Annotated in this window: 13 protein-coding genes; 8 read left to right on the top strand and 5 right to left on the bottom strand. The window is 57.6% G+C overall.

What is annotated here, in order from left to right:
- The first annotated feature begins 116 nt into the window (after positions 1-116).
- A complete protein-coding gene (locus tag LB558_RS16055) occupies positions 117-2,366 on the top strand; it encodes a PAS domain-containing protein (protein ID WP_224698441.1) in 2,250 nt (749 codons plus the stop codon).
- 29 nt (positions 2,367-2,395) lie between these two features.
- On the opposite strand, the gene LB558_RS16050 is transcribed toward LB558_RS16055, so the two are convergent.
- Both LB558_RS16050 and LB558_RS16045 read right to left on the bottom strand, forming a co-directional pair.
- On the bottom strand, positions 2,396-3,094 hold the full coding sequence (locus LB558_RS16050) for a response regulator transcription factor (protein ID WP_412033475.1): 699 nt from the start codon (positions 3,092-3,094) through the stop codon (positions 2,396-2,398).
- Between the two features lie 329 nt (positions 3,095-3,423).
- The gene (locus tag LB558_RS16045; protein WP_224698632.1) at positions 3,424-4,035 is read right to left on the bottom strand and encodes a sensor histidine kinase; all 612 of its coding nucleotides are present in this window, start codon (positions 4,033-4,035) and stop codon (positions 3,424-3,426) included.
- 420 nt (positions 4,036-4,455) lie between these two features.
- On the opposite strand from LB558_RS16045, the gene LB558_RS16040 reads away from it, so the two are divergent.
- On the top strand, positions 4,456-5,499 hold the full coding sequence (locus LB558_RS16040) for a cupin domain-containing protein (RefSeq protein ID WP_224698439.1): 1,044 nt from the start codon (positions 4,456-4,458) through the stop codon (positions 5,497-5,499).
- A 765-nt stretch (positions 5,500-6,264) separates the two neighbouring features.
- Here LB558_RS16040 and LB558_RS16035 read toward each other — a convergent pair.
- A complete protein-coding gene (locus tag LB558_RS16035) occupies positions 6,265-6,861 on the bottom strand; it encodes an HdeD family acid-resistance protein (RefSeq protein WP_224698438.1) in 597 nt (198 codons plus the stop codon).
- A gap of 139 nt (positions 6,862-7,000) precedes the next feature.
- Positions 7,001-7,492 carry a hypothetical protein gene (locus LB558_RS16030; protein ID WP_224698437.1) on the bottom strand — a complete coding sequence of 164 codons (492 nt, stop codon included), beginning with the start codon at positions 7,490-7,492 and terminating at the stop codon, positions 7,001-7,003.
- A 1,654-nt stretch (positions 7,493-9,146) separates the two neighbouring features.
- On the opposite strand from LB558_RS16030, the gene LB558_RS16025 reads away from it, so the two are divergent.
- On the top strand, positions 9,147-11,078 hold the full coding sequence (locus tag LB558_RS16025) for a DNA phosphorothioation-associated putative methyltransferase (protein WP_224698436.1): 1,932 nt from the start codon (positions 9,147-9,149) through the stop codon (positions 11,076-11,078).
- Positions 11,079-11,318: 240 nt separating this feature from the next.
- On the opposite strand, the gene LB558_RS16020 is transcribed toward LB558_RS16025, so the two are convergent.
- Positions 11,319-12,506 (bottom strand): cysteine desulfurase family protein, encoded by a 1,188-nt coding sequence (locus LB558_RS16020; protein ID WP_224698435.1) that lies wholly within the window; start codon positions 12,504-12,506, stop codon positions 11,319-11,321.
- A gap of 94 nt (positions 12,507-12,600) precedes the next feature.
- On the opposite strand from LB558_RS16020, the gene LB558_RS16015 reads away from it, so the two are divergent.
- The 5 genes from LB558_RS16015 to LB558_RS15995 all read left to right on the top strand — a co-directional run bounded on the left by LB558_RS16015 (position 12,601) and on the right by LB558_RS15995 (position 21,367).
- A complete protein-coding gene (locus LB558_RS16015; protein ID WP_224698434.1) occupies positions 12,601-13,596 on the top strand; it encodes a DUF4007 family protein in 996 nt (331 codons plus the stop codon).
- Positions 13,597-13,601: 5 nt separating this feature from the next.
- Positions 13,602-16,955 carry an ATP-binding protein gene (locus tag LB558_RS16010; protein ID WP_224698433.1) on the top strand — a complete coding sequence of 1,118 codons (3,354 nt, stop codon included), beginning with the start codon at positions 13,602-13,604 and terminating at the stop codon, positions 16,953-16,955.
- A gap of 1 nt (position 16,956) precedes the next feature.
- Positions 16,957-17,784, top strand: a complete 828-nt coding sequence (locus tag LB558_RS16005) for a phosphoadenosine phosphosulfate reductase family protein (RefSeq protein ID WP_224698432.1) — start codon at positions 16,957-16,959, stop codon at positions 17,782-17,784.
- A gap of 167 nt (positions 17,785-17,951) precedes the next feature.
- On the top strand, positions 17,952-19,556 hold the full coding sequence (locus tag LB558_RS16000; protein WP_224698431.1) for a DEAD/DEAH box helicase: 1,605 nt from the start codon (positions 17,952-17,954) through the stop codon (positions 19,554-19,556).
- On the top strand, positions 19,553-21,367 hold the full coding sequence (locus LB558_RS15995; protein ID WP_224698430.1) for an ATP-binding protein: 1,815 nt from the start codon (positions 19,553-19,555) through the stop codon (positions 21,365-21,367). The genes LB558_RS16000 and LB558_RS15995 overlap by 4 nt, the downstream gene beginning before the upstream one ends.
- The last annotated feature ends 1 nt before the right edge of the window (position 21,368 follow it).

Genomic DNA, 21,368 nt, shown 5'->3' with positions numbered 1-21,368 from the left:
AGTGAAAGACGTCAGCCCTTAACCGAACTATTGTTCTCATATGCCCATTGTTCAGCTTCGACCATCTCAGCCGCGCAGACATGTCCTGGCCTTGGCATAACTTTAGGGACATCTCGATGTTCCGGAATGTCTCAGAACCCGTTCTGGCGATCTTCCCCCTGCTTATGGCCATCGTTTTGATGCTGGTCACTGGTGAGCCGTGGCTCCTGATCATGGGCGTCGTGTCGGTCTGTTCCTTTGGTACTCGGCTTATCGGCTTCATTGCGACGGTCTTCGTGACGCTGCTTTTCGCGCTTGCCCACTTTCCGCCTGCACATCTGACGACAAAGGGTGACTTCTTTCCTTCACTGCAAACCGCACTCTTTGGAGGTGCAGCCTTGGTCATTTTCACCATGATCAGGTATGCGATGCTCTTACCAACCAAGACGGATGATCGCATGCGATTTGCGGCGGCCATCGTGGACAACATGCCGACCATGGGGTGGTCTCTGAACAGCAAGGGTGAGTACACGTACACAAATCAGGCGGTACAGGACTATGTCACGGGCAACAAGCGACGGACAGACTTGGACGACTGGAAAAATGCCATTCCGCTTGTGCACCCCGAAGACGTGGAACAGACATTTGGCCGGCTGGTGGAGTGCCTTGCCAGCGGCGAGGACTTTGTGACCGATTGCCGCATTCAAAGGCATGACGGCAGCTATCGTTGGTTTCATGCAGTTGCTCGCGCTGCCCGGGGTGCCAAAGGGGACATTACCGGCTGGTACGGCACGTCTGTGGATATACATGAACAGAAGCTCGTCGAGCAGGCACTCAGGGAGAGTGAGCGAGAGCTTCGACAACTCGTTGACGCCATTCCTGCCCTAATCTGGTGCGCAACGCCCGAGGGTGAACCGTCCTACGCAAATAAGCAGGTCACCGCGTTTGCCGGCATCGTGATTGGAGACCTGGAGGTTCCAAACAAGACCCGCCTGCGTGAGGCCCTCGAACTGACCGTGCACCCCGACGATCGTGTTCGGGTCAGTGACGCGATGATGCGGTCATTCTCGACGGGCACCTCCTTTGCGGAGATATACCGCTTGCGCCGCCACGACGGCGTGTTTCGCTGGGTCGACAGTCGTCTTGCGGCTCTGCGCGACGACACGGGCAAGATCACACGCTGGTACGGCGCCCTCATCGATATCGACGAGAGCAAGCAGGCCGAGGAAGCTCTGCGGGCGAGTGAGAGGCAGCTGCAGCTTCTGGTCGACACGGTGCCTGTCATGGTCTGGTGCGCGTCGCCTTCGGGCGTTCCAACTTACACCAACAGGCGGCTCAGCGATTACACCGGAATCCGCGTCGGGGATTTTAACCAGGCGGGGTTAGAGCTCAGCCAGGCGATAGACTTGTTGGTGCATCCAGACGACAGGGAACGGTTCCGCCGCGCCCTGGCTGAGTCCTTTGCTTCAGGCAAGCCGTTTACGTTGCGCTATCGCCTCAAGCGACACGATGGGCCCTACCGCTGGACCGACAGTCGGTCGGAGCCCCTTAGCGACGGGGATGGCCGGCTGCTGCAGTGGTATACGGTCATCACCGATATCGAAGATGAAACGAGGATGCAGGAGGAACTGAGGTCGGCGCATGAGCAACTTGCGAGCGCCTCGAAGGCAGCCAGCCTTTCCGAGCTGACCGCATCCATCGCGCATGAAGTCAATCAGCCGCTGGCCAGCATCGTGGCAAGCTCACAGGCTTGCGAGCACTGGCTGAAGGCCGATCCGCCTAACACGAAACGCGCGATGGCCAACGTGGGCAGGATCGTGAGGGATGCAAATCTGGCCGCAGACACTATCCGTCGGATCCGGGCCCTGTTCCAAGCGAACTCGGAAGCTAGGACGTCGGTCAGCATCAAGGAACTTGTCCTGGAGGTCTGCCGGCTCATGGAGGACGAGCTTGTGGCGAACGCAATCCAGCTCAGAACCGGCTTGGATAGCGGCTTGCCGTCGGTAATGGGGCATCGCGTCCAGCTTCAGCAGGTTCTCGTCAACCTGATCCGGAACGGCATCGATGCCATGGAACAGGTGCCTCCGGAAAAACGAGTCCTTGAAATCGGCTCGCGATATGATGCCGGCAACCGGATTTCCGTGGAAGTGCGCGATCAAGGCTCCGGAATGGAAGACCCATACATGATCTTCGAGGCGTTCTACTCGACCAAGAGGAACGGCAAGGGTATCGGACTGGCGATCTGCCGTTCCATCATTGAGGCGCATGACGGGGAGATCCGGGCTGAGAAAGGGGAAAACGGAGGCGCGGTCTTCACCTTTACTTTGCCTATTAATAACCCGGTGCAAGGCGGAAATGGTGACACGTCCACCGCCGGGCTCCAATAGCAACTTGAACCACGCAAGGGAAGACTAAACTACAATCGCTGCGGTAGCCGAGGTTCCATGCTCTGAGCCATCATGTCGGCTATGCGCACAAGGTCAGGAACCGTGCGCACATCCAGTTTGCGCATGACGCTGCCCCGATGCAACTTTGCAGTAGACTCGCTTATACCGAGTTCTGCCGCAATTTGCTTGTTCATAAGTCCCGCAGCGACAAGCCAAGTCACATCCAATTCGCGTTCGGTCAGACAAGAGAAACGCCGGCGCAAGTCATTAATCGCTTGCTGCTGGCGCCGCCTCGCGCGATCCCGTTCGAGAGCAGCGGAAACGGCGTCCAGGAGATCTTGATCCCGGAACGGCTTGGTGAGAAAATCCACCGCGCCTGATTTCATCGCGCGAACGGTCATCTGTATGTCCGCATGAGCAGTAAGGAAGACGATCGGAGTCTTAACTCCCGACCGCGCGAGTTGTTCTTGAAACTCAAGTCCGCCGAGCCCCGGAAGCCGAACGTCCAGGACGATGCAACTCGGGGCGTCAGGTGACTTGTTTTTCTGAAGAAAATCACCGACCGAGCCGAAGGCTTGTGAGGGGAGATCGATGGATTTCAGGAGAGCTTGAAGAGCTTGGCGAACCATACCGTCGGCGTCGATTATGGAGACGCTGGATTCCCTGGCGGCATGCTCGCTCCGAGACACAGGACGGCGAGAGGGGCCGCGGTCGACGGACGAAGCCATAATTGTGTCTGACGTCACGATGTTAATAAGTTCTTTTACCGTGTTTTCCATTGATCTGACCCTCAATTGCAGATATTGCGTGTTATACTCCGAGATTTTGTGAAATTAGAAGTATAACGCTTCGGGGGGGCGGGGGCATTTTAGTGGCAGCGGTGCGCCTGTTTGGCTTCTGGTAAAATGTATTGAAAGCCGTGCTTCAGGACTATTAGAGATTTCTATTAGATCTGCGTTGACCGGTAGGAAGCCCTCAGCCACGCAATCCTCCTATGAGATTGCAGCGCCCCTCTCTGCCGAGGAGCTCCCGCGGCTCGAACTGTGCTGCTGAGCTATTATTTCGATCTGCGCCAAGCATGGAAGTTGCGGCGCAGGGTCATGTTTGGGGTGCCGGTAGGATCGGGCCGGGCTCTCCACATGCGCTGGCCCTGATTTGCCAAAGGCAGTTCGACCGAGAACGTCGATCCTACATTCGGGATTGACCTCACTGTGACTCGATGGCGCAGCAGGTCCGCAGTCTGTTGGACGATCATAAGGCCAAGACCCATGCCGTCCTGCTCCGCGGCGTCACCTCGCTCGAATGCACCAAAGATTCGTGCGAGGCGTGTGGCGGGAATCCCGGCGCCGTCGTCCTGCACGTCAATGCAAGCTCTGTGGCGCCTGGTCCGGCACATCAGTCGGACATGGCCACCCGGTCCGCTATATTTGATCGCATTGCCGACCAAATTTCGCAGGATTGTGTGGAGCAATTCGGAATCGGTCTCAACGATGATGTCGCAGGAGGTTATCTGAAGCTCGACGCCGCAAGCTTCAGCGTAGAATCGCCAATCCCATTCGAGCCGCTCCAGCACTGGAGCAAGGAGCAAATTCTGGCGGCGCGGTTGCAACGTCTCGTCTTTCTGCGACAAGCGAGCGAGATCATCGAGTTCGCTACCCAGGCGCTTCATTGCGTCAAGAGCGACGCGGAGACGATCGGCAGTGGCGGACGACACACCAGCTTCAGCCGCGCGGGCGAGGGACAAGATCGCGACATGCAGCGGTTGCTTCAAATCATGGCCCGCAACCGCCATCATCCTCGCCATGGCAGCCCGCGATGCTAGCGCTCGTTCCACTGTTTCTTCAATTGCTTCTTTTGGCATATTCGTCCCGATCTTCTCCGTTAACGCGACGCCACGCTACGGCGAAGGTAGATCGTGAATAATCCCACCTAGCGGCAGTCGAGTCCGCCCACAAGGGCGGGCGACCGTACCAATGTATGGAAGGGCTATCCTTTGCGCCGATAGGTGAAACGGCAACCCACACTTAGCATCACACGGTCAGCACCGAGTACGGCAAGCCTGACTCTCGTTGAAGCAAAGGAATCACAGATGACATTGCCTTCGTTCCGATACCAACTCGAGAAGTCCATCCCACGTGTAGGGAACGGCGGCATCACACGAGGTGCCTCGATGCACCAGTTTCCCGCCAGCATCGGGATCGCCGGCGTGTCGATGCGCCTCGGCCCCGGCGCAATGCGCGAACTGCATTGGCACGCCAATGCCGCCGAATGGGCGTTTGTGATTTCTGGCAACTGCCGCACAACGATCCTCAACCCTAGAGGGGAAGCGGCGACTGATACGTTCGGGCCGGGCGATGTCTGGTATTTCCCGCGCGGATGGGGTCACTCTATACAAGGGGTCGGACCCGGCGAATGCCATTTTATTCTCATCTTCGACAATGGCGATTTCTCGGAAGACCATACCTTCAGCATCACCGACTGGCTGTCGTGTACGCCAGCGGACGTCGTGCGTCAGAATTTGGGCCTTTCCGTTGAGTCCCTGTCCAAGCTACCGCACAAAGAGGTCTATTTCGCAAGCGGCCCGGCGCCCGATGACCGGTCCCCGGATGCTGAGCCACGCCCAGTTCCGGAACTGACGACACCCCATCGCTACCCGCTCTCTGCTCAGCAACCGCGTCGGGTGCCGGGCGGCGGAACGCAAAGAACTGTGTCGGTTAACGAGTTTCCGATCTCTACCACGATGGCCGGTTCGTTGTTGGAGATCGAGCCTGGGGCAATGCGCGAACTACACTGGCATCCCAATGCCGACGAGTGGCAATACTACATCGAAGGGGCCGCAGAGATGGCGGTGTTCCTCGCAGAGGGACAGGTTGTTATTGAGCAGTTCGAGACAGGGGATATTGGCTATGCGCCAATGGGTTCCGGCCACTATATCCGCAACACGGGATCAGGAATTCTGCGCGTTCTGGTCGGGTTCAATGACGGTCACTACGAGGCGAACGACCTTTCTGCCTGGCTAGCCGCCAATCCGGTCGACGTGTTGGCGGCGAACCTCAGCTTGCCAAGGCTGACCGTGGCCGATTTGAGGGCAGCGCCGCGCTTTCTGACGCCGGCCCTCGACGACAAAACGTAAGTGAAAGCGGCTGCGTCACGCAATCTTCCTGACCAACTCCACCCCAGGAGAACGGAGCAGGGCTATTTGGTGCAGACGGAGCAGAAATGAACGCATCGATCTCGTTCATCACTGGCTTCCGACGTTGATCCAAATTCCGCGCTGCCACCTGGATTGGGCTGTTGCGCGGCAGGAGGATGGCATCGCCTTATCGATTTGCTCGGAAACGATGCAGCGATCGGCTACCTCGCCCTAGTTGCGAATGCCCGGCGAGAATGTTCGAACCGCTTCGGAACAATGTGTTTGGCGTGCGGCCACTGCCGTTCGGGCTGCCTCGCCTAGCACGCGCCCGCGCCGGCGCGGCGGCGATGCCGTTGGTCGAAGAGCGTCCCGCGCCTACTGCGGCGTGTCGAACTTTGCCCTCGAAGCCCTCACAGAAGCGCATCGCAAGAATTCGCGCGCTTGGCATAGGAGTGATGCTGGGCCAGTCTTGACGCCATGCCGACGGGCATAGTCTCCGAAGCTCCAGAATCGGCGGTTACGCAGGCCACTATGGGCGATGGCCGGCCCTTGAACCGAGCGACGTCGATGGGATCGCACAGATATTTGTCGGTCCGGTGCCGTCGAAACGTGCGCGGCCAGCCCGACAGTTGGGCAGGTCAAAACTGGTACGCAACACGCAGACCGCGAGCGGTTACGAACGCTTCGTCCCCAGGCGGTGATCTGCCAGACGCAGGCAGATCACGATCAGATCAAGGCTGATCTATTGACCTTTTTGGTCGCCGATTAGTGGGTGATCGATCGGCCGCTGGGGCGATGCTTTTGTCGTGAACGCAGGGATAACCCAAGGCCAATGAACCCCCCACCCTGGAACAGAAGATCGACTGTGAGTATTGCCCCGAGCAGCCAGAGACCGACTGCGGGCCAAGTGGCGACAATGAACATGCCAACGATGATGGTAAAGACGCCGCTGCCGGCGATCCACCTCCATCCACCCTGGTTGCGGAGCTGCAGGCCGGTAACAATGCGAACGATGCCAGCGGCGATGAGCAGGATCCCGAGCACCAAGGAAATGTCGACCGCGGTCAGGAGCGGATCGTAGAACGCGATCGCTCCGGCGGCCGCGTAGAGCAGCCCGGCCAGGACGTAGAGAGAGCGGCGGCCCCAACCGCTCGTCGTGAAGGCGTGTATAATCTGCATCACGCCGCCGGCGAGCATCATCGCGGCAATGTAGAGAACAGACACTAACGTTGCGGAGAAAAGGTTTAGGCTTGAAATTGCACCGGCTACCAGACATCCAACTCCAAGCGCCGCGAACCAACCCCATTCTCCGTATTCCTCCGGTGGCGCTCCGAGCGAACAATCTATTTTTGTGTCGAACATTTGAGATCTCCTTCTTATCCATCTGATAGGCTTGATGTATTAGGCTGACGGCGGAAGATCGCCGCGCAAAGCCGCAATCTCGAGGAAGGGGAGGTTCTTGCCGGTGAGCGGCTCAGAACGCTGCATGTACCGTGGTCGACTACCTGAGCGCGTCCTCGACAGTCGTCGCGATCCATTGTTCGACGGTGAGACCGACGTCCCCAGCACGAGTTGCCGCGGCAGCCGCCGCCGTGGGAGGTAGGGGTACATTGTAGATGATGTCCCGGATGGTGTCGGCCGCAAACACCTGACGCGTAACAGTGCCGGCAAATTGTCTCATTCTTTCGAGCTTCTCCGCATGGCTGCCGGTACTGGCCGACACGAGGGGGCAGAAGAGCGCGATGAGGTAATTTATCGTGTCGTCGCTGGACATTCCGTGCTCGCGGAGAAGCTGGATCGCCGCCTGCAACTGGGCAGGCTGGTCCAGCGTCAGCCCTCTAGGCAGGAAGGCCGTGACCTCGTCTTCAACCTCAGAAACGTGGAGGCCGGCTGCGGACGGGCACTCCAATTCCTGGGCATGAAGACTCGCTGGCTGTGTGATGAGAGCTACGTAGGCGGTCACCATGGTAACGACGAAGCTGCAGGACTTCATGGCAATCTCCTCGAGAGGGGTAAAGGAATGGAAATCATTGGGCGGCGACGATTTGGAAGTATATATTCGCGTCCTGGCTGACCTAGCCCCATGCCAGGGCGTCGGGCTTCTAATTCGGCGGCCGAGACAGGGGCTGTCGTCATGCAATTCCGTTGAGAATCAGTGTGGATCGAACATGCGAGGCTCCATACGTCTGTTCCGAAAAGCTGGACCGAATGCCATTGTTGGGGAGGTCCTTCGTTACTTTCCCAGCCGCATGCTCAAGGGACGAAATGACGGTCTAGTACTTCGCAAACCTGAGCGTCATCTCCGCTCGGCTCAATTGGACAGTCGTCTTGCAATATGTACCGTCGCCTAGGGTTCATCAGCATTGGATCTAGATAACCTGCCAATAAACTGAGACCCTGGCGGCTCTACGCGAGGGAACAAGCCTCAAAGTCAAGGTGGCCGCGGACAGCGGCAAGGAGACAGATTTCGCTCTGTCGCTGAAGGGCCTTCCGGGCGCGTTCGACAAGACAGCGGCGCTGCTGAAGTAAGATGTGGAATCCTTGCAAGGACCCGGAACCGCCAGTGTCCGAAGCCAATCCCGTTAAGACGATGCTTGGCTGCGTGTGCTGCCACTCCCGGAGCGTGGAAATCGAGCATTCAGAACTTCGAATTTGCTCAATGTCCTCTGTCGTGATTCGGAGGCCAGAAGCTGCCTGTCCGCTTGCGGCCCGCACCCAGTCGTTCGCTGCGAATCAGATCATAGTTCCGTTGGACCAACCGAATCGTTTGCCGCTCCTGTATAGCATTTCTGGGCGGAGGGACCTTCAGTGTGAAAGACTAATTTCACACTGAGACCGTTATCGGGAACGCAGCGAGTTTGCCGCGTAACGTGGAAAGAGAAAGTCGATCAACAGCGTGATGTCAAACCGATCGGAATATTTCAAGGGTTTTCGGTCGGTGTGGCAAAACGGATCGGATGGGTGATCGAGTTTTGCCAGGCTCTTCCATATCGATGGCATCACAAATTCCACTTAGCAATGTATCCAGGTGTGAGCGTGGCAAAACCTAATGTTTGGCTCGAACGGGTTGCAGCACGGTAGTGAAACAGTTCAAGATCAGTGCAAGCGGTTGTCGAACAGTCCGGTGAAATGTCTCCAGGGTCGATTATGTGATCTCCAATGCATGTCAACAATGATGGTGGGAGAGGGAAATTCAAATCCGAGCTTGTTCATTCCCAGTTACTTTTTTTCAGACCACCTATGCCAAGGCTTTTGTTAAAGCCTCGCCAATTTTGGAAAGAAGAAACGCACGTAGACAACCGCAGGAGTGCGCCCGAGAGAGGTGGGCTGCCGGCTCTTAACCCGTGTGGCGCTGCGGCGAACGAGGCCGTCGATCCCGATGGCTTCACCGTTTCACCGATGCGCGCGCTCGGCGCGGAAAGTCATGGTGCGTTTTGTCGACAAGAAGTTCGGCACGGACTATCCCTGGCTCACGAACATGCCCAACTCGACAGCAGCATCGTTACAAGCCAGGAAGAGACTGTCGAGACGTTTGAGGATCTGCTGGCTGAAATGGACCGCCGCTACGCGGAGATATCATTGGGCAAGGCAGGATACGAAGAGGGCAGGCGCCCGGAGGATGCCTTCAGTTGGCTAGGCGAAGCGCAGTGGGTAAGCAGGTCGGCGGGTTCCTGTACGTCCATCGGGACGCGCTGCCGCACGTGTCCGAAGAAATGAGGCAGGCGGTCGCCCGCGCCGAGGCTGCCGCTTCTGGCTTCCCGTGGAACGTCGCCAAGGTCTCGCCCGAGCGGCAGTCGCTTCTCCTCTACGAGGACTTCTCAAAGTCCGCGTTCCCTGCCTTGCTCCGGTCGCTTTCTCTCGACGCGGACGGAGTCCCTTCCGTCATCGACTACTCCCGGCGCGACAACCCGCCAATCCTTCACCGCAAAGAGACGCTACTCGCTCCCGGTGACCCGCGCATACCAGCCTTTGCGGCGATTACGCGCAAGGCCGAGGACCTCGGACTGTTCAACGACACCAAGCGCATCGGCACGCGGGCCAATTGGACGGCCATGCTTGCCGAAGCCGGCCTCCGGGTGGACGGCCCGCGGTTGGTGGCGGCGGGCGAATCCGCATTGGACGTCGCCAGGGAGAAGACCGCCATATCGAGGAACGGGCTCTCCCAGCCTGCCTCGCTCATGATCCGGTACGGGATGTTGCAGCCCGGGCACGAACTTTTCGATTACGGCTGCGGACGCGGGGACGACGTGGCCACCCTGCAGGCCAACGGCTACTCCGCCTTCGGATGGGACCCGAATTTCCTGACCGACGGCGAGAGGCGGCGTGCCGACATCGTCAATCTGGGCTTCGTCATCAACGTCATCGAGGACCCACACGAGAGGGAAGAGACCTTGCGCGCCGCCTGGGGCTTCGCGGCCAGAGGCATGACGGTGTCCGTGATGACCGCCGGGAAGTACAGCGTCGAGCACCACACCCCGGTCGCGGACGGCTACCTTTCCCGCAGGCAGACTTTCCAGAAGTACTTTTCACAGGAAGAGCTGACGGAGATGGTCCAGCGCGCCACGGGTGAGCGTCCGATCGCGCTGGCCCCGGGCATCGTGGCCGCGTTCAGAGACAAGGACCTCGAGCAGCAGGTGAGCTTCCGGAAGAGGTCGAGGGCGACGATATACGCCAACCTCGTCATTCCCTCCCGCGATCCCTCGCGCTTCCTTCTCCGCTCGAAATCTAGGCCTGTCGCCGAAAGGGCGAGGGAGGAACTCGAGGCGATCTGGAGGACAGCCCTGGATTTAGGAAGGCTCCCGCAGGATGCCGAAGTCGAACCGACCGTGCGTGCCGCGCTGGAAGGAAAGGGCATACCCATCGGCCGCGCGTTGGCAGCCTGTGCACGGGAAATAGGCGATCCAGCGCAGCTTAAGGTTGCCGGCGATGCCCGGCGCGAGGACCTTGTCGTGCACTTCGCTCTGACGCTGTTCCCCGGCGCCTTGAAATACGGTTCACTGCCCATCTCGATTCAGCGCGACATCCGTACCTTCTTCGGCTCCCTCGCCGGCGTCGTCGATGCAGCTAAGGCAGAGCTGCTGGCTCTCCGTGACAGGCAAGTGCTCGAAACGGCATACGCCGACGCGGCAGGGACGGGCTTTGCGACCTACGAGGACGGTATCGTTCGCTTCATGTCCGAAAACCTGGAGCAGCTTCCGGTCAAGGTCAGGATCGTGGCAGGGTGCGCTGAGATCGTGCACCAAGGGTTCTCTCTGCTGGACGTGGTCGAGATCGGCCCGGAACTGGGGCTCGTGCGTGGGCATGAGTGTGACGTGCACGATAGCGCTCTTCCGGCGGTCAGGTCGTCGGTCGAGGTGGACCTTGCACGGTCGCGGTCCCGCAGGAAGACGTTCGAGGGGAGGGTGCTCTACCTGAAGTCCCGGTACCTGCAGCGAGGCCATCCCGGTCTGGAAAAGCAGGCGGCTGCCGACAGGAAACTTCTGGAACTTGGAATAGTGGACGCCAAAGGCAACGGCCCTCCGGCCAACAGGATTGCCGCCATTCTGGCTCACCGAGGGGCGAGAGCCATCAACTACTAGGTCATCAACAGCGCCGACCCGGATGCTATGAAAAAGGCTGTGGGTGGCGTACCTTGCCGGTGACCAGGTATTTCGGGGAGGGATCCCTCGATTGTATCACTAATTCAGACAACTGACCGTCAAGATTTTGCAAAGAAATGCTAAAAATTCTTCTCAGCCACAGGAGCTTTGGCATTGGGAAGTTCCCAGGTGTAACGAGTGGGGCTAGGGACGAATTAAGCGTGTTCTACGATAAGGCAACTAAACCGCGGCTAAGCCCAAAACGGTCGAATCAAAGTCGCGCGCCGAGAGGCTCCTCATCGCCGATGAAAAGCATGAGACTGCGATTTCAACATCGGATTCTGTAGAGAATCGGCCCAATGAAAAGCGCAGACATTCTGCGGCATCGGCGGAACTCAGGCCGATGGCGAGCGCAACATGCGATGGGCCAAGCATCCCTGAAGTGCATGCTGAGCCAGTTGAGGCCGCGACTAGCGGCTGAAGACGCATAAGCAAGTCACTCGCGCTTACTTTTGGAACCCTGATATGTAGGCAACCCGGGTGTCGCGGAGTTTGTTCGCATGACACTCTCAGTTCGGCAAACACGTCCTTTAAGCGTCGAGCCAGCGTGTCACGGAGGTCACCTACACGCCGGCGCTCGACCTCCCCTTCAACTGAGATCAATCGACACGCCTCGCCTAACCCGACACAGAGCGGAACAGGTAGTGTTCCCGGCCTCAAGCCCTGCTCCTGCCCTCCTCCAAACATCAATGGCTGTGGTCGCCATGGGGCATCCATAGCGACGATTAGGGCGCCGATACCTCCCGGTCCATAGATTTTGTGTGCTGATAGACTCAGCGCGTCGGCGCCCCACTCCGCCATATCGACATGAGTTGCAGCAAGGGCTTGAGTGGCGTCGACATGGAAAAATGCGCCAACATGTCGTGTCAATCGTCCGATCAATGCGCTTGGCTGGATTGTCCCGATCTCGTTGTTTACTGCCATGACGGACACAATCGCAACTTCGTCGTCAAGCATAGCCTCTAGCGCCTGCATATCCGTCAGGCCATTATAGGTGACGGGCACCACTTCGACTAGAAACCCGAAACGCTCCGCCGCATAGGCGGCGGCAGACACCGACTTATGTTCGATAGCGGACAACAAGATCCGGCGGCGGCGCGGGGGCGCAGCCATCGCTGCCCCCAAGATCGCTATGTTATTCGCCTCAGTGGCGCCGGAAGTGAAAGTCACCTCTTCAGAGACGGCATTGAGGCTCTCAGCGACAAAACCACGAGCGGCTTGTACTCTGCTTAAAGCCGCCCACCCAAAAGCGTGCTCTTCAGAACTCGCGTTTCCGGGCGCATCATAGGCTGCGTCCATAGCGATTCGCACTCGTGGGTCGAGTGGTGTCGAGGCCTGATAGTCGAGATAGACTGCTTTTTGAGCCATATCGGATCCAATCCACTGGTGAGCTTCGCCAGGAGGTTGACATAGCCCCTTAAAGCAGTTCATTTCAACTGGTATCAACGTCCAGTGAGTTGCCATGTCCCGAAGCCTTCTCGATAGCTCCGACAGCCGGTTGCAGTTTGCAGGTCACGAGACATTTCCGCTTCGCTATGGTTGGCTAAAGAAAGCGTATGATGCGGTCAGAATATCGTTAAGTAACGATAGCCAAATCTGCAGTGTATTCACGGACGATTCGGCAATTGCTCTTTTTGGTGTCGGTCGCAATATGGTCCTCTCAATTCGACATTGGGCGATCGCAACCAATGTGCTTTCTGCGGAAGACCGTCAGGGCGAGCGCGCCGCTCGAATAACCACGGGAACGTTAGGCGATCTACTTTTTGGCGATTCGCTCGACCCGTATCTTGAGCACCCCGGGTCGCTCTGGCTCCTACATTGGATGTTAGCCGGAAAGCCAGGCCGAGCGACCACTTGGCACTGGGCGTTCAATGAGTTTCACGAACCGACGTTTGATCGCGAACTCATGCGCCGCCGCTTGAGCCGGCGTTGTGAGGAACTCGGTGATGCAGGCCGGCTCGGCAAAGGCCGAAACATCAGTGGCATCACCATACGCCGCGATGTCGATTGCCTCTTGCGGACCTATTTCGCCCTGACCGGAGGGGCGCGCCGCGCACCCGAGGACAGCATTGAGTCTCCGCTCGCTGAACTTGGGCTTGTTCAAAAGGCCGGCGTTGGCGAGCTGTTTCGTTTTCGTCGCGGACCCAAGTCGTCCCTTCCGGACGAGGTGTTTTTGTTCGCCTTGGTCGATTTTTGGCGGACGTACTATCCGTCGCGGCGCTCGTTTTCTGTGGATTTTCTGACATTTGAGCGAGGCTCCCCAGGGCAAGTCTTCTTGTTGGACGAAGAGGCAGTAGCTGAGCGGTTAATCCGGCTCGATGCATTAACAGATGGCGCTCTCAGGTGGGACGAGTCTTCCGGAATGCGACAACTGTACGCGCACAACCTCGATGACATCGACGAGTGGGTTGTTCTTCGAGCCATGTACCGGCGGGATTTCAGATCGGCAGCAGCATGACTAAAATGCTCAGCGAAACGGTGCGCGTGGCCCGGCGCTTCACTCGATCAATTAGGGTGGACACCGACCTTGGTGATCCGGGCGCACTGGAAGGGTATGTTTGTTCTCAATCCGCCGTCGACGCCCTGTTGATCATGGGCCGCCATCGGGAGGCGACCGCACACAGTGCCTTCACGTGGACCGGCCCATATGGGAGCGGAAAATCTAGCTTGGCCGTGGCCCTGGGCTCTTTGTTGGCAGGGCCCGCCGAGCGCGTCGGCAAGTTATTTGCTGACGCCAATCCAGACGATGCGTCTGAAATGATCAGGCTGTTTCGGCCGACTTCTAAGCCTTGGTCAATTGTGCCGGTGGTCGGACAGCGGGCCGATGCCGCGACCGTGCTGAGGTCAGCGATTGAGACTTCGCTGCGAGAAAAGCTGCCCCAACAAAAGGCCAAAGAAAGTTTCGCAGCATGGGTTGGTCGGGCGGCCACGGAGGTTTCGTCGGGGGGCATAGTGCTTCTCATCGATGAAATGGGAAAGTTCCTTGAACACTCCGCCATAGACGGCGGTGATATACACGTCTTTCAGGACCTCGCCGAAGTGGCGGCCCGGTCTCGTGGCCGCCTCATCGTAATCGGCATCTTGCACCAGGCCTTTGACGAATATGCACATCGGATGTCGCGAGAGGCGCGCGATGAATGGTTGAAGGTTCACGGGCGCTTCCTTGATATCTCCATTAGCCTCGCTGGCGAAGAGCAGATCGAATTGATATCACGAGCGATTGAATCTGCGGATAAGCCGCGCGGTGGAGATCCGGCGGCATTGGTTGTGGCCAAAGCAATGCGTGGTGCGCGGAGCGGCCCCACTGAATCTTTGGAACAGCGGCTTGCCGCTTGTTGGCCACTGCATCCAGTTGTTGCGGCCCTTCTAGGGCCAATCTCTAGGCGGCGATTTGGTCAAAGCCAGCGTAGCATCTTTGGCTTTCTTACCTCGGCTGAACCTTTCGGCTTCCAAGAATTTCTCACGGCAACGCCTATGAACGGGTCGTGTTTTTCTCCGGAACAGCTCTGGGACTATCTGCGCTCAAATTTGGAGCCCGCGATTCTAGCGTCGCCCGATGGACACCGGTGGTCGACGGCGGTCGATGCCGTTGATCGATGTGAAACTCGAGGTGCAACAGCGTATCATCTACGAATCTTGAAGGCGATTGCGCTCCTTGACCTCTTTAAGGATCGCTCAGGCCTCCAACCCACGCCTGAGGTTATCGCCTCCTGCGCCACCAATAACCACGCCAACTTCGAGGCCCTGCTTGAGGACCTCGCGACCTGGTCGGTCGTCGTGTTTCGCAAACACGCCGGCACCTTCGCGATCTACGCCGGAAGCGACTTTGACATTGAGCAGGCCGTCGACAGTGCAAGGAAGGCCGGGGTCTCAATCGATTATCGACAACTGGCTAGGCAAGCCGCGCTGCAACCGATCTTGGCGAAGCGTCACTATGAGACTACGGGCGCGTTAAGGTGGTTCGAAATTGATCTCGCCCCGCTCCATGAGGCGGAAGAGCGGGTCCGAGCGTACCGCCCGGCCGCTGGAGCCGCCGGGTTATTCCTACTACTCGTAGGCGCTAATGGCGAGCCTCAGTCAGAGGCCCGCAAAATCATCAAGACTGCGGCGGGCTGGGCTGGGGATCGCCTAATTGTAGTCGGATGGACCCGTGATAGCTTTCGACTTCGGGAGATGGCGAGCGAGCTTACAGCCCTAGAGTATGTTCGAGCTACTCGGTCTGAGCTGGAAGGGGACGCGATTGCGAGACGTGAGATCGATGCTCGAATCTCGCGCTTGTCAGCCGATCTCGAAGATCGGCTTGGTGAAGCGATTGATGTGGTCGATTGGCGTCTTCCTGCCGGAGCCGATGTCAGCACACACTCGCACCTCACTGGCCCGGCAGCGCTCAGTATATTGGCGTCACGCCTAGCGGACTGGCGCTATCCAAAAACACCTCACCTTAGAAACGAACTCGTCAATCGTACCCGACCATCGTCAAACGCTGCCGCGGCTACGCGGGCGTTATTGAAGGCCATGGTTGAGCAGAACGGCAAATCTCGTCTCTCCATGGAAGGGTATCCGCCGGAGGCAGGTTTGTACTCTAGTCTGCTTGAAGCGACCGGACTGTACACGGCCGATGACGAGGGCGCTGTTCGCTTTCGGGCTCCGGCCGAGGGCGATTGGCACCGATTGAGCGCTCTCTGGACTGCGGGTGAAAACTTGCTCAAGAAGTCGGAAGTAGGCTCTTCGCTCTCCGAGCTGTTTACGCTGTGGCGAGCCCCACCATTTGGTGTGCGAGACGGCCTCCTCAGCATCCTTGGCGTAGCGTTTTTGCTCACAAAGGTTGAGCGAGCGGCGATCTATCTCGAAGGCGTTTTCCGCCCCCAGCTCGACAGCTTTCTCGTCGATCGAATTCTCCAAGATCCAAGCGCAGTGAGGGTCCGTCTTGTTGAACTCTCCGATCTCGATGCGAATTTCATTTCAGAGTTGGCTCGGCGGCTGACCACGGAGGAAGTCAGTGTTGCTCCTTCGGCGCTCGATGTGGCCAAGGCACTAGTAAAGAACATTCGGGTGCTGCCCGCTTGGACCACACGGACGGCGACCTTGTCGAAATCGGCCACGGCGTTGCGAAACCTAGGTCACAAGTCGCACGATCCGAACCAACTCCTGTTCGAGGATCTCCCAGGGGCGATGGGTGAAGGCTGCAATGATCAAGGAGCGCTGTTGGCTAGCGCCGTGGAAGCGGGGCTCAGAGAACTGGAGGGCGCCTACCCCAAGATGCTCACTGATCTGGCCATGACGTTGATGACCGAACTCCGTTTCAAGGGCACAGCGGCGTCAGATTACGGACTGCTACACACGCGCGCCGAAAACGTCAGGGGGCTGTCGGGTAATTTCCGGCTTGACGCACTTGCGACGCGGCTTTCGACTTACCAAGGCGACGTAGATGACATAGAGGGTCTCGCCAGCCTCGCGGCCAACAAGCCACCGCGGGATTGGGTTGACCGAGATATTGATGCAGCGAAAATCGAACTGGCGGCACTTGCCCAACAATTCCTTCGAGCAGAAGGCTTTGGGCATCTGAAGGGACGCACAGACGGTCGGGTGACTATGGTCGTCTATATGAGCGACCCGTCCTTCCCAGAACCCGTGACATCAGAGATCGAGTTAGATCCTGCAGAGCGCCAGAAAGCCGACGAACTATGTCTAAAGTTGGTGGCTCTCCTCGGCAAGGAGGGTGCGGCCGACAAAGTGGCGCTTGGCGCCATCGCAAAGCTTGGTATGACGTTGAATGCGGAGCAAACATCCCGAAACAAGCATCGAGAGCGAGCCTAGAATGACTGAAAAGCACGTCCTTGGCATATCCGGTGGCCGCGATAGCGCAGCGCTTGCAGTTTACATGCGGCAGCACCATCCAGATTTGGAAATTGACTACTTCTTCACTGATACGGGAAAGGAGTTGCCGGAGGTGTATGAGTTTCTTGGTCGGCTGGAAGGGTTTCTTGGAAAGCCAATACTTCGTCTGAATCCGGATCGCGATTTCGACTTCTGGCTGCGCGAATACAAAAACTTCCTACCCTCTCCTCAGACTCGGTGGTGTACTCGACAACTCAAAATTAAACCCTTCGAGAATTGGGTTCGACCGTTTGTGAAAGCTGGCTATGTTGTCAACAGCTATGTCGCCATTCGTTCCGATGAGGAGTATCGCGAAGGCTACGTCTCAGGACAGGACAATCTCCGTATCCACTTACCCTTTCGCACAGGCGGGATCGACAAGGCCGCAGTTTTGGAAATCCTGGAGGCCGCTGGAGTTGGATTGCCCGAATACTATCGTTGGCGATCCAGAAGCGGCTGTACTTTTTGCTTCTATCAGCAAAAAATTGAGTGGGCGCGGCTGCTTGATGAGCATCCCGACGCGTTTGAAGAAGCAAAACGGTACGAAAAAAACGCGCTTGAACATGGATCACCCTTCTCTTGGAGCCAGGGTGAGTCATTGGAAGACTTAGCGAAACCCCAACGGCTCGAGCAGATCCGTCGAGAGCACGAGAAACGAGTCGCTCGTCTGAAAGCCCGACGCCCCGTGAACGCGCTTATTAATGATGAGCCAGTGGAACTGGACGAGGTCTATGGCCAAAGTAAAATGTGCGTAACCTGCCACAAGTGATCGAGTGCTAATCTGGGCACTAGCCAACCTTCCCCTGCTGGCTTAGCGTTAGGGCACGAAATGCGGCCTGCGCATGCCGCTTCATAGAAGGATAGCTTAGCCTTAATGACCTCTCGCTGCCGAATCCTCCTTTCGGCCCCCTTCAGTGATAATGTGAGCCGGGCTCGGTGAGATTCGATCAGTTTTTAACGCGCGCCGACGATGAGATTTTGCAGGCTCTCCTTGGCATTAAGGTTTTGCGACTTCTTAGAGCGCTCGACAGCACGGGGTTTAACCAAGGTCGGCAACGCTCGCTTCTGGTAGAGCAGACTAAACCGCAGACGCTTCTAACCAGTCCGAAAACACGGGCATTGCTCTTAGACCTTCTTCGGCCGGCGGAAGCGGAACAGCTGTGTCGCGTATTGGGGCTGCACACCGAGCGGCCATACGAGGCTCTGAAGTCCGTTAAAGTATCCGGTGATCGGCTGGCAGCGCTGTTGGCGTTTTTCGAGCTGTCGCCGCTTCAGGAAGAGCCTCGCGAAGAGTTGCCTGCGGCAAGATTAGTTGAGTCTGTCTACGGACTATTTTCGCACCAGGAACGCGCCGCGCGAAAGACGATCGCCGCCCTTCTATCAGGTCGCAAGCGTGTTCTGTTGCACATGCCGACAGGTGCCGGAAAAACCCGCACAGCAATGCACATCATTGCTGAAAATCTACGATTGTTCCCGGACAAGTCGGTGATCTGGCTCGCGCACAGCGAGGAACTCTGTGATCAAGCCGCTGTGGAGTTTGAGAAGGCATGGAAAAGCCTTGGCAGTCACCCGGTCGTTATAAGGCGGTTTTGGGGCGGGCGCTCGCTAGAAATCGACGACGTGCGAGGCGACTTCATTGTCGCGGGATTGCCTAAGATGAACGCCACCGTGCGGCGCAGTCTCGCGACTATTGGGCGGCTTGGTGCCGGAGCGTCCTTAGTGGTCATGGATGAAGCCCACCAGGCCGTGGCGCCGACCTATCAACTCATCCTTGATGCTCTTGTTTTGCCCTTCCCCTCAAGTTCTTTGCTTGGTCTGAGCGCCACGCCAGGTAGAACCTGGAACGACCTTGATGCGGATCAGATGCTAGCTAACTTCTTCGGGCGTCAGAAAGTTTCGCTTCAGATCGAAGGGTATTCCAACCCCGTCGAATACCTTATTCAAGAGGGATATCTGGCTAGGACGACTTTTAGGCCGCTGTTGCTTACCGGCGGTGTGACGATGTCTGAGGAGGATCGAGCCAGACTAAATGATGAGCTCGAAATTCCTACTGAAATTTTACAGCGATTGGCGGAAGCTGAGGTTCGTAACCTAGCAATTCTGTCTGAGATCGAACAACTTGCAAAGCGCCACCGTCGAATCATCGTATTCGGCACGACGGTTGAGCACTCCGATCTTCTGGCCTACACCCTTCGCGCGCGAGGGCTGTGGGCCAAGTCCGTTACGGGTTTGACGCCAGGTTCGGAACGTCAAGCGACTCTTCAAGAGTACAAAGCACCATCTGACGACGTTCGAATAATCTGCAATTTCGGCGTCCTAACGACTGGGTTTGACGCGCCAGAAACAAGCGCCGCCGTAATCGCACGGCCTACGATTTCCTTAGTTCTCTATAGCCAGATGGTGGGTCGCGCGATCAGAGGGACCCGGGCGGGCGGCAATGCCGAAGCCGAGATCGTCACGGTGGTCGATAGCGGTCTGCCTGGCTTTGGTGATATTGGGGACGCGTTTCTCAATTGGGAAGATGTTTGGGGAGAGCCATGAACTTTTCGATCGTACCGGCGCATTTGGCCGTCAAGGCCATGCGCGACAACGGATACAAGAACGCCGCCTATGCAATTGCGGAGTTGATGGACAACGCCATTCAGGCCGGCGCTAAGAACGTCGAGCTATTGTGCGCTGAACAGACCACACCGTTAGCGCAGCGCACCAGGCGCCGTGTTCACCAGATTGCGGTTCTCGATGATGCGTCCGGAATGGATAAAGACACTCTCCGCATCGCGCTTCAGTTTGGGAATGGCACGCGCCTCGAAGAGGCAAACCAAACGGGAATTGGGCGCTTCGGAATGGGGCTTCCGGCGTCCTCAATTTCCCAGTGTCAAAAGGTTGAGGTGTGGTCCTGGCAAGGAGGTTTGGCGAACGCGATTTACACCTACCTCGACCTAGGTGAGATCGCATCCCAAAAGCTGACTGAAGTGCCTGAGCCAATAGCCAAGGCAATTCCAAAGCTTTGGAAAAAGGTCGGCAACGAATGGGGGGAATCCGGCACGCTGGTCGTCTGGTCTATCCTCGATCGGTTGATGTGGAAGACCGCGGCCACAATCATTGACAACTCTGAATTTGTGATTGGGCGCATGTACCGACGGTTTCTGAAGAAGGACCAAGTTCGGATCCGCATGGCGGCCTTCGATATAGACCGTCCCGAAAACGTCACTGTCGATGAGTGGGCAAAGCCAAACGACCCTGGATACCTTTCCACCGGCACTTCAACCCCAGCACCGTGGGATGAAAGGCCTATGTTTGAAAAATGGGGTGGTGAGGATGGCTATGAGGTCACCCATAAGATTGAGTTCCGCAGCCAACAACATCCTGTAAAAATCCGATACTCAGTTGCCAAAGAAGAAGCGCGGCAAGGCACCAACCCCGGCTCGCGTGATTACGGCAAGCACGCGGCGAAGAATGAGGGACTGTCGGTAGTGCGCGCCGGTCGCGAACTCGAATTGGACGATGGATGGGCCGATCCATCTGAGGCCCGTGATCGCTGGTGGGGGATCGAAGTTGAATTCCCGCCAGCGTTGGACGAGATCTTCGGTGTTACGAACAACAAACAACATGCGCATGGTCTGTCAGAGCTCGCGAAGTTGGACCTCGATAACTTGTTGAAGGATGGGAGGAGCCTCGGTGAACTGCGCGAGCAACTCGACGACGATGAAGATCCTCGTGCACCTCTAATCGAAATAGCTCACCAAATCCAGAAAACGCGGAATGTGTTGCGTCGCTTGCTTCGGGCACAAACGGCATCCGAGGACCGTCGTGACCGAACAAGGCATCCCGATCCGAATTCGCCAGAGAGCCGTGCGACCGAAATCACTCGTCATCGGCAGGAGGAAGGGCACGAAGGTCAGAGCGACGCGGGTGAACAACTGCCCGCCGATCAGCGTCAAAGCCAAATCGAAGGGGAACTCACGAGCCTTGGGATGCCAGCAGCGGCGGCTAAGGAACTGGCCGCTACAACCGTTTCAGACGGCTTGAAGTACGTGTTTGCCGAGGCCGATCTTGAAAGTATGGCGTTCTTCTCGGTGAAACAGAGGGGCGGGTCGATTATCATCACCTTGAACACGAGCCATCCGGCCTTTGGCTCTCTTGTGGAAGTGCTGGAGAAGGATGCTACCGGCGAAGACGACGCTAGCCTTCGCGAGCGTCTCACTACGGCGGCGGGTGGACTCAAGCTAGTTCTGATGGCTTGGGCTCGCTATGAAGATGAGCAGCCCGATGGCCCGCGGCGCAATCAAGCACAGGAAACCCGTGCGGACTGGGGGCGGTTGGCTCGTCAATTTCTTAACAAGGATAGTTAAG

It is taken from the genome of Mesorhizobium sp. CO1-1-8 (genome assembly GCF_020164875.1).
GTDB lineage: Bacteria > Pseudomonadota > Alphaproteobacteria > Rhizobiales > Rhizobiaceae > Mesorhizobium.
This window is presented reverse-complemented; position numbering and strand designations above follow the sequence as displayed.

Bases quoted from the DNA above. Each gene is read 5' to 3' on its own strand.
- LB558_RS16050 (WP_412033475.1), bottom strand. From the start codon at position 3,094: ATGGCTTCGTCCGTCGACCGCGGCCCCTCTCGCCGTCCTGTGTCTCGG.
- LB558_RS16020 (WP_224698435.1), bottom strand. From the start codon at position 12,506: ATGGCTCAAAAAGCAGTCTATCTCGACTATCAGGCCTCGACACCACTC.
- LB558_RS16015 (WP_224698434.1), top strand. From the start codon at position 12,601: ATGTCCCGAAGCCTTCTCGATAGCTCCGACAGCCGGTTGCAGTTTGCA.
- LB558_RS16055 (WP_224698441.1), top strand. From the start codon at position 117: ATGTTCCGGAATGTCTCAGAACCCGTTCTGGCGATCTTCCCCCTGCTT.
- LB558_RS16040 (WP_224698439.1), top strand. From the start codon at position 4,456: ATGACATTGCCTTCGTTCCGATACCAACTCGAGAAGTCCATCCCACGT.
- LB558_RS16010 (WP_224698433.1), top strand. From the start codon at position 13,602: ATGCTCAGCGAAACGGTGCGCGTGGCCCGGCGCTTCACTCGATCAATT.
- LB558_RS16045 (WP_224698632.1), bottom strand. From the start codon at position 4,035: ATGAAGCGCCTGGGTAGCGAACTCGATGATCTCGCTCGCTTGTCGCAG.
- LB558_RS16030 (WP_224698437.1), bottom strand. From the start codon at position 7,492: ATGAAGTCCTGCAGCTTCGTCGTTACCATGGTGACCGCCTACGTAGCT.
- LB558_RS16035 (WP_224698438.1), bottom strand. From the start codon at position 6,861: ATGTTCGACACAAAAATAGATTGTTCGCTCGGAGCGCCACCGGAGGAA.
- LB558_RS15995 (WP_224698430.1), top strand. From the start codon at position 19,553: ATGAACTTTTCGATCGTACCGGCGCATTTGGCCGTCAAGGCCATGCGC.
- LB558_RS16005 (WP_224698432.1), top strand. From the start codon at position 16,957: ATGACTGAAAAGCACGTCCTTGGCATATCCGGTGGCCGCGATAGCGCA.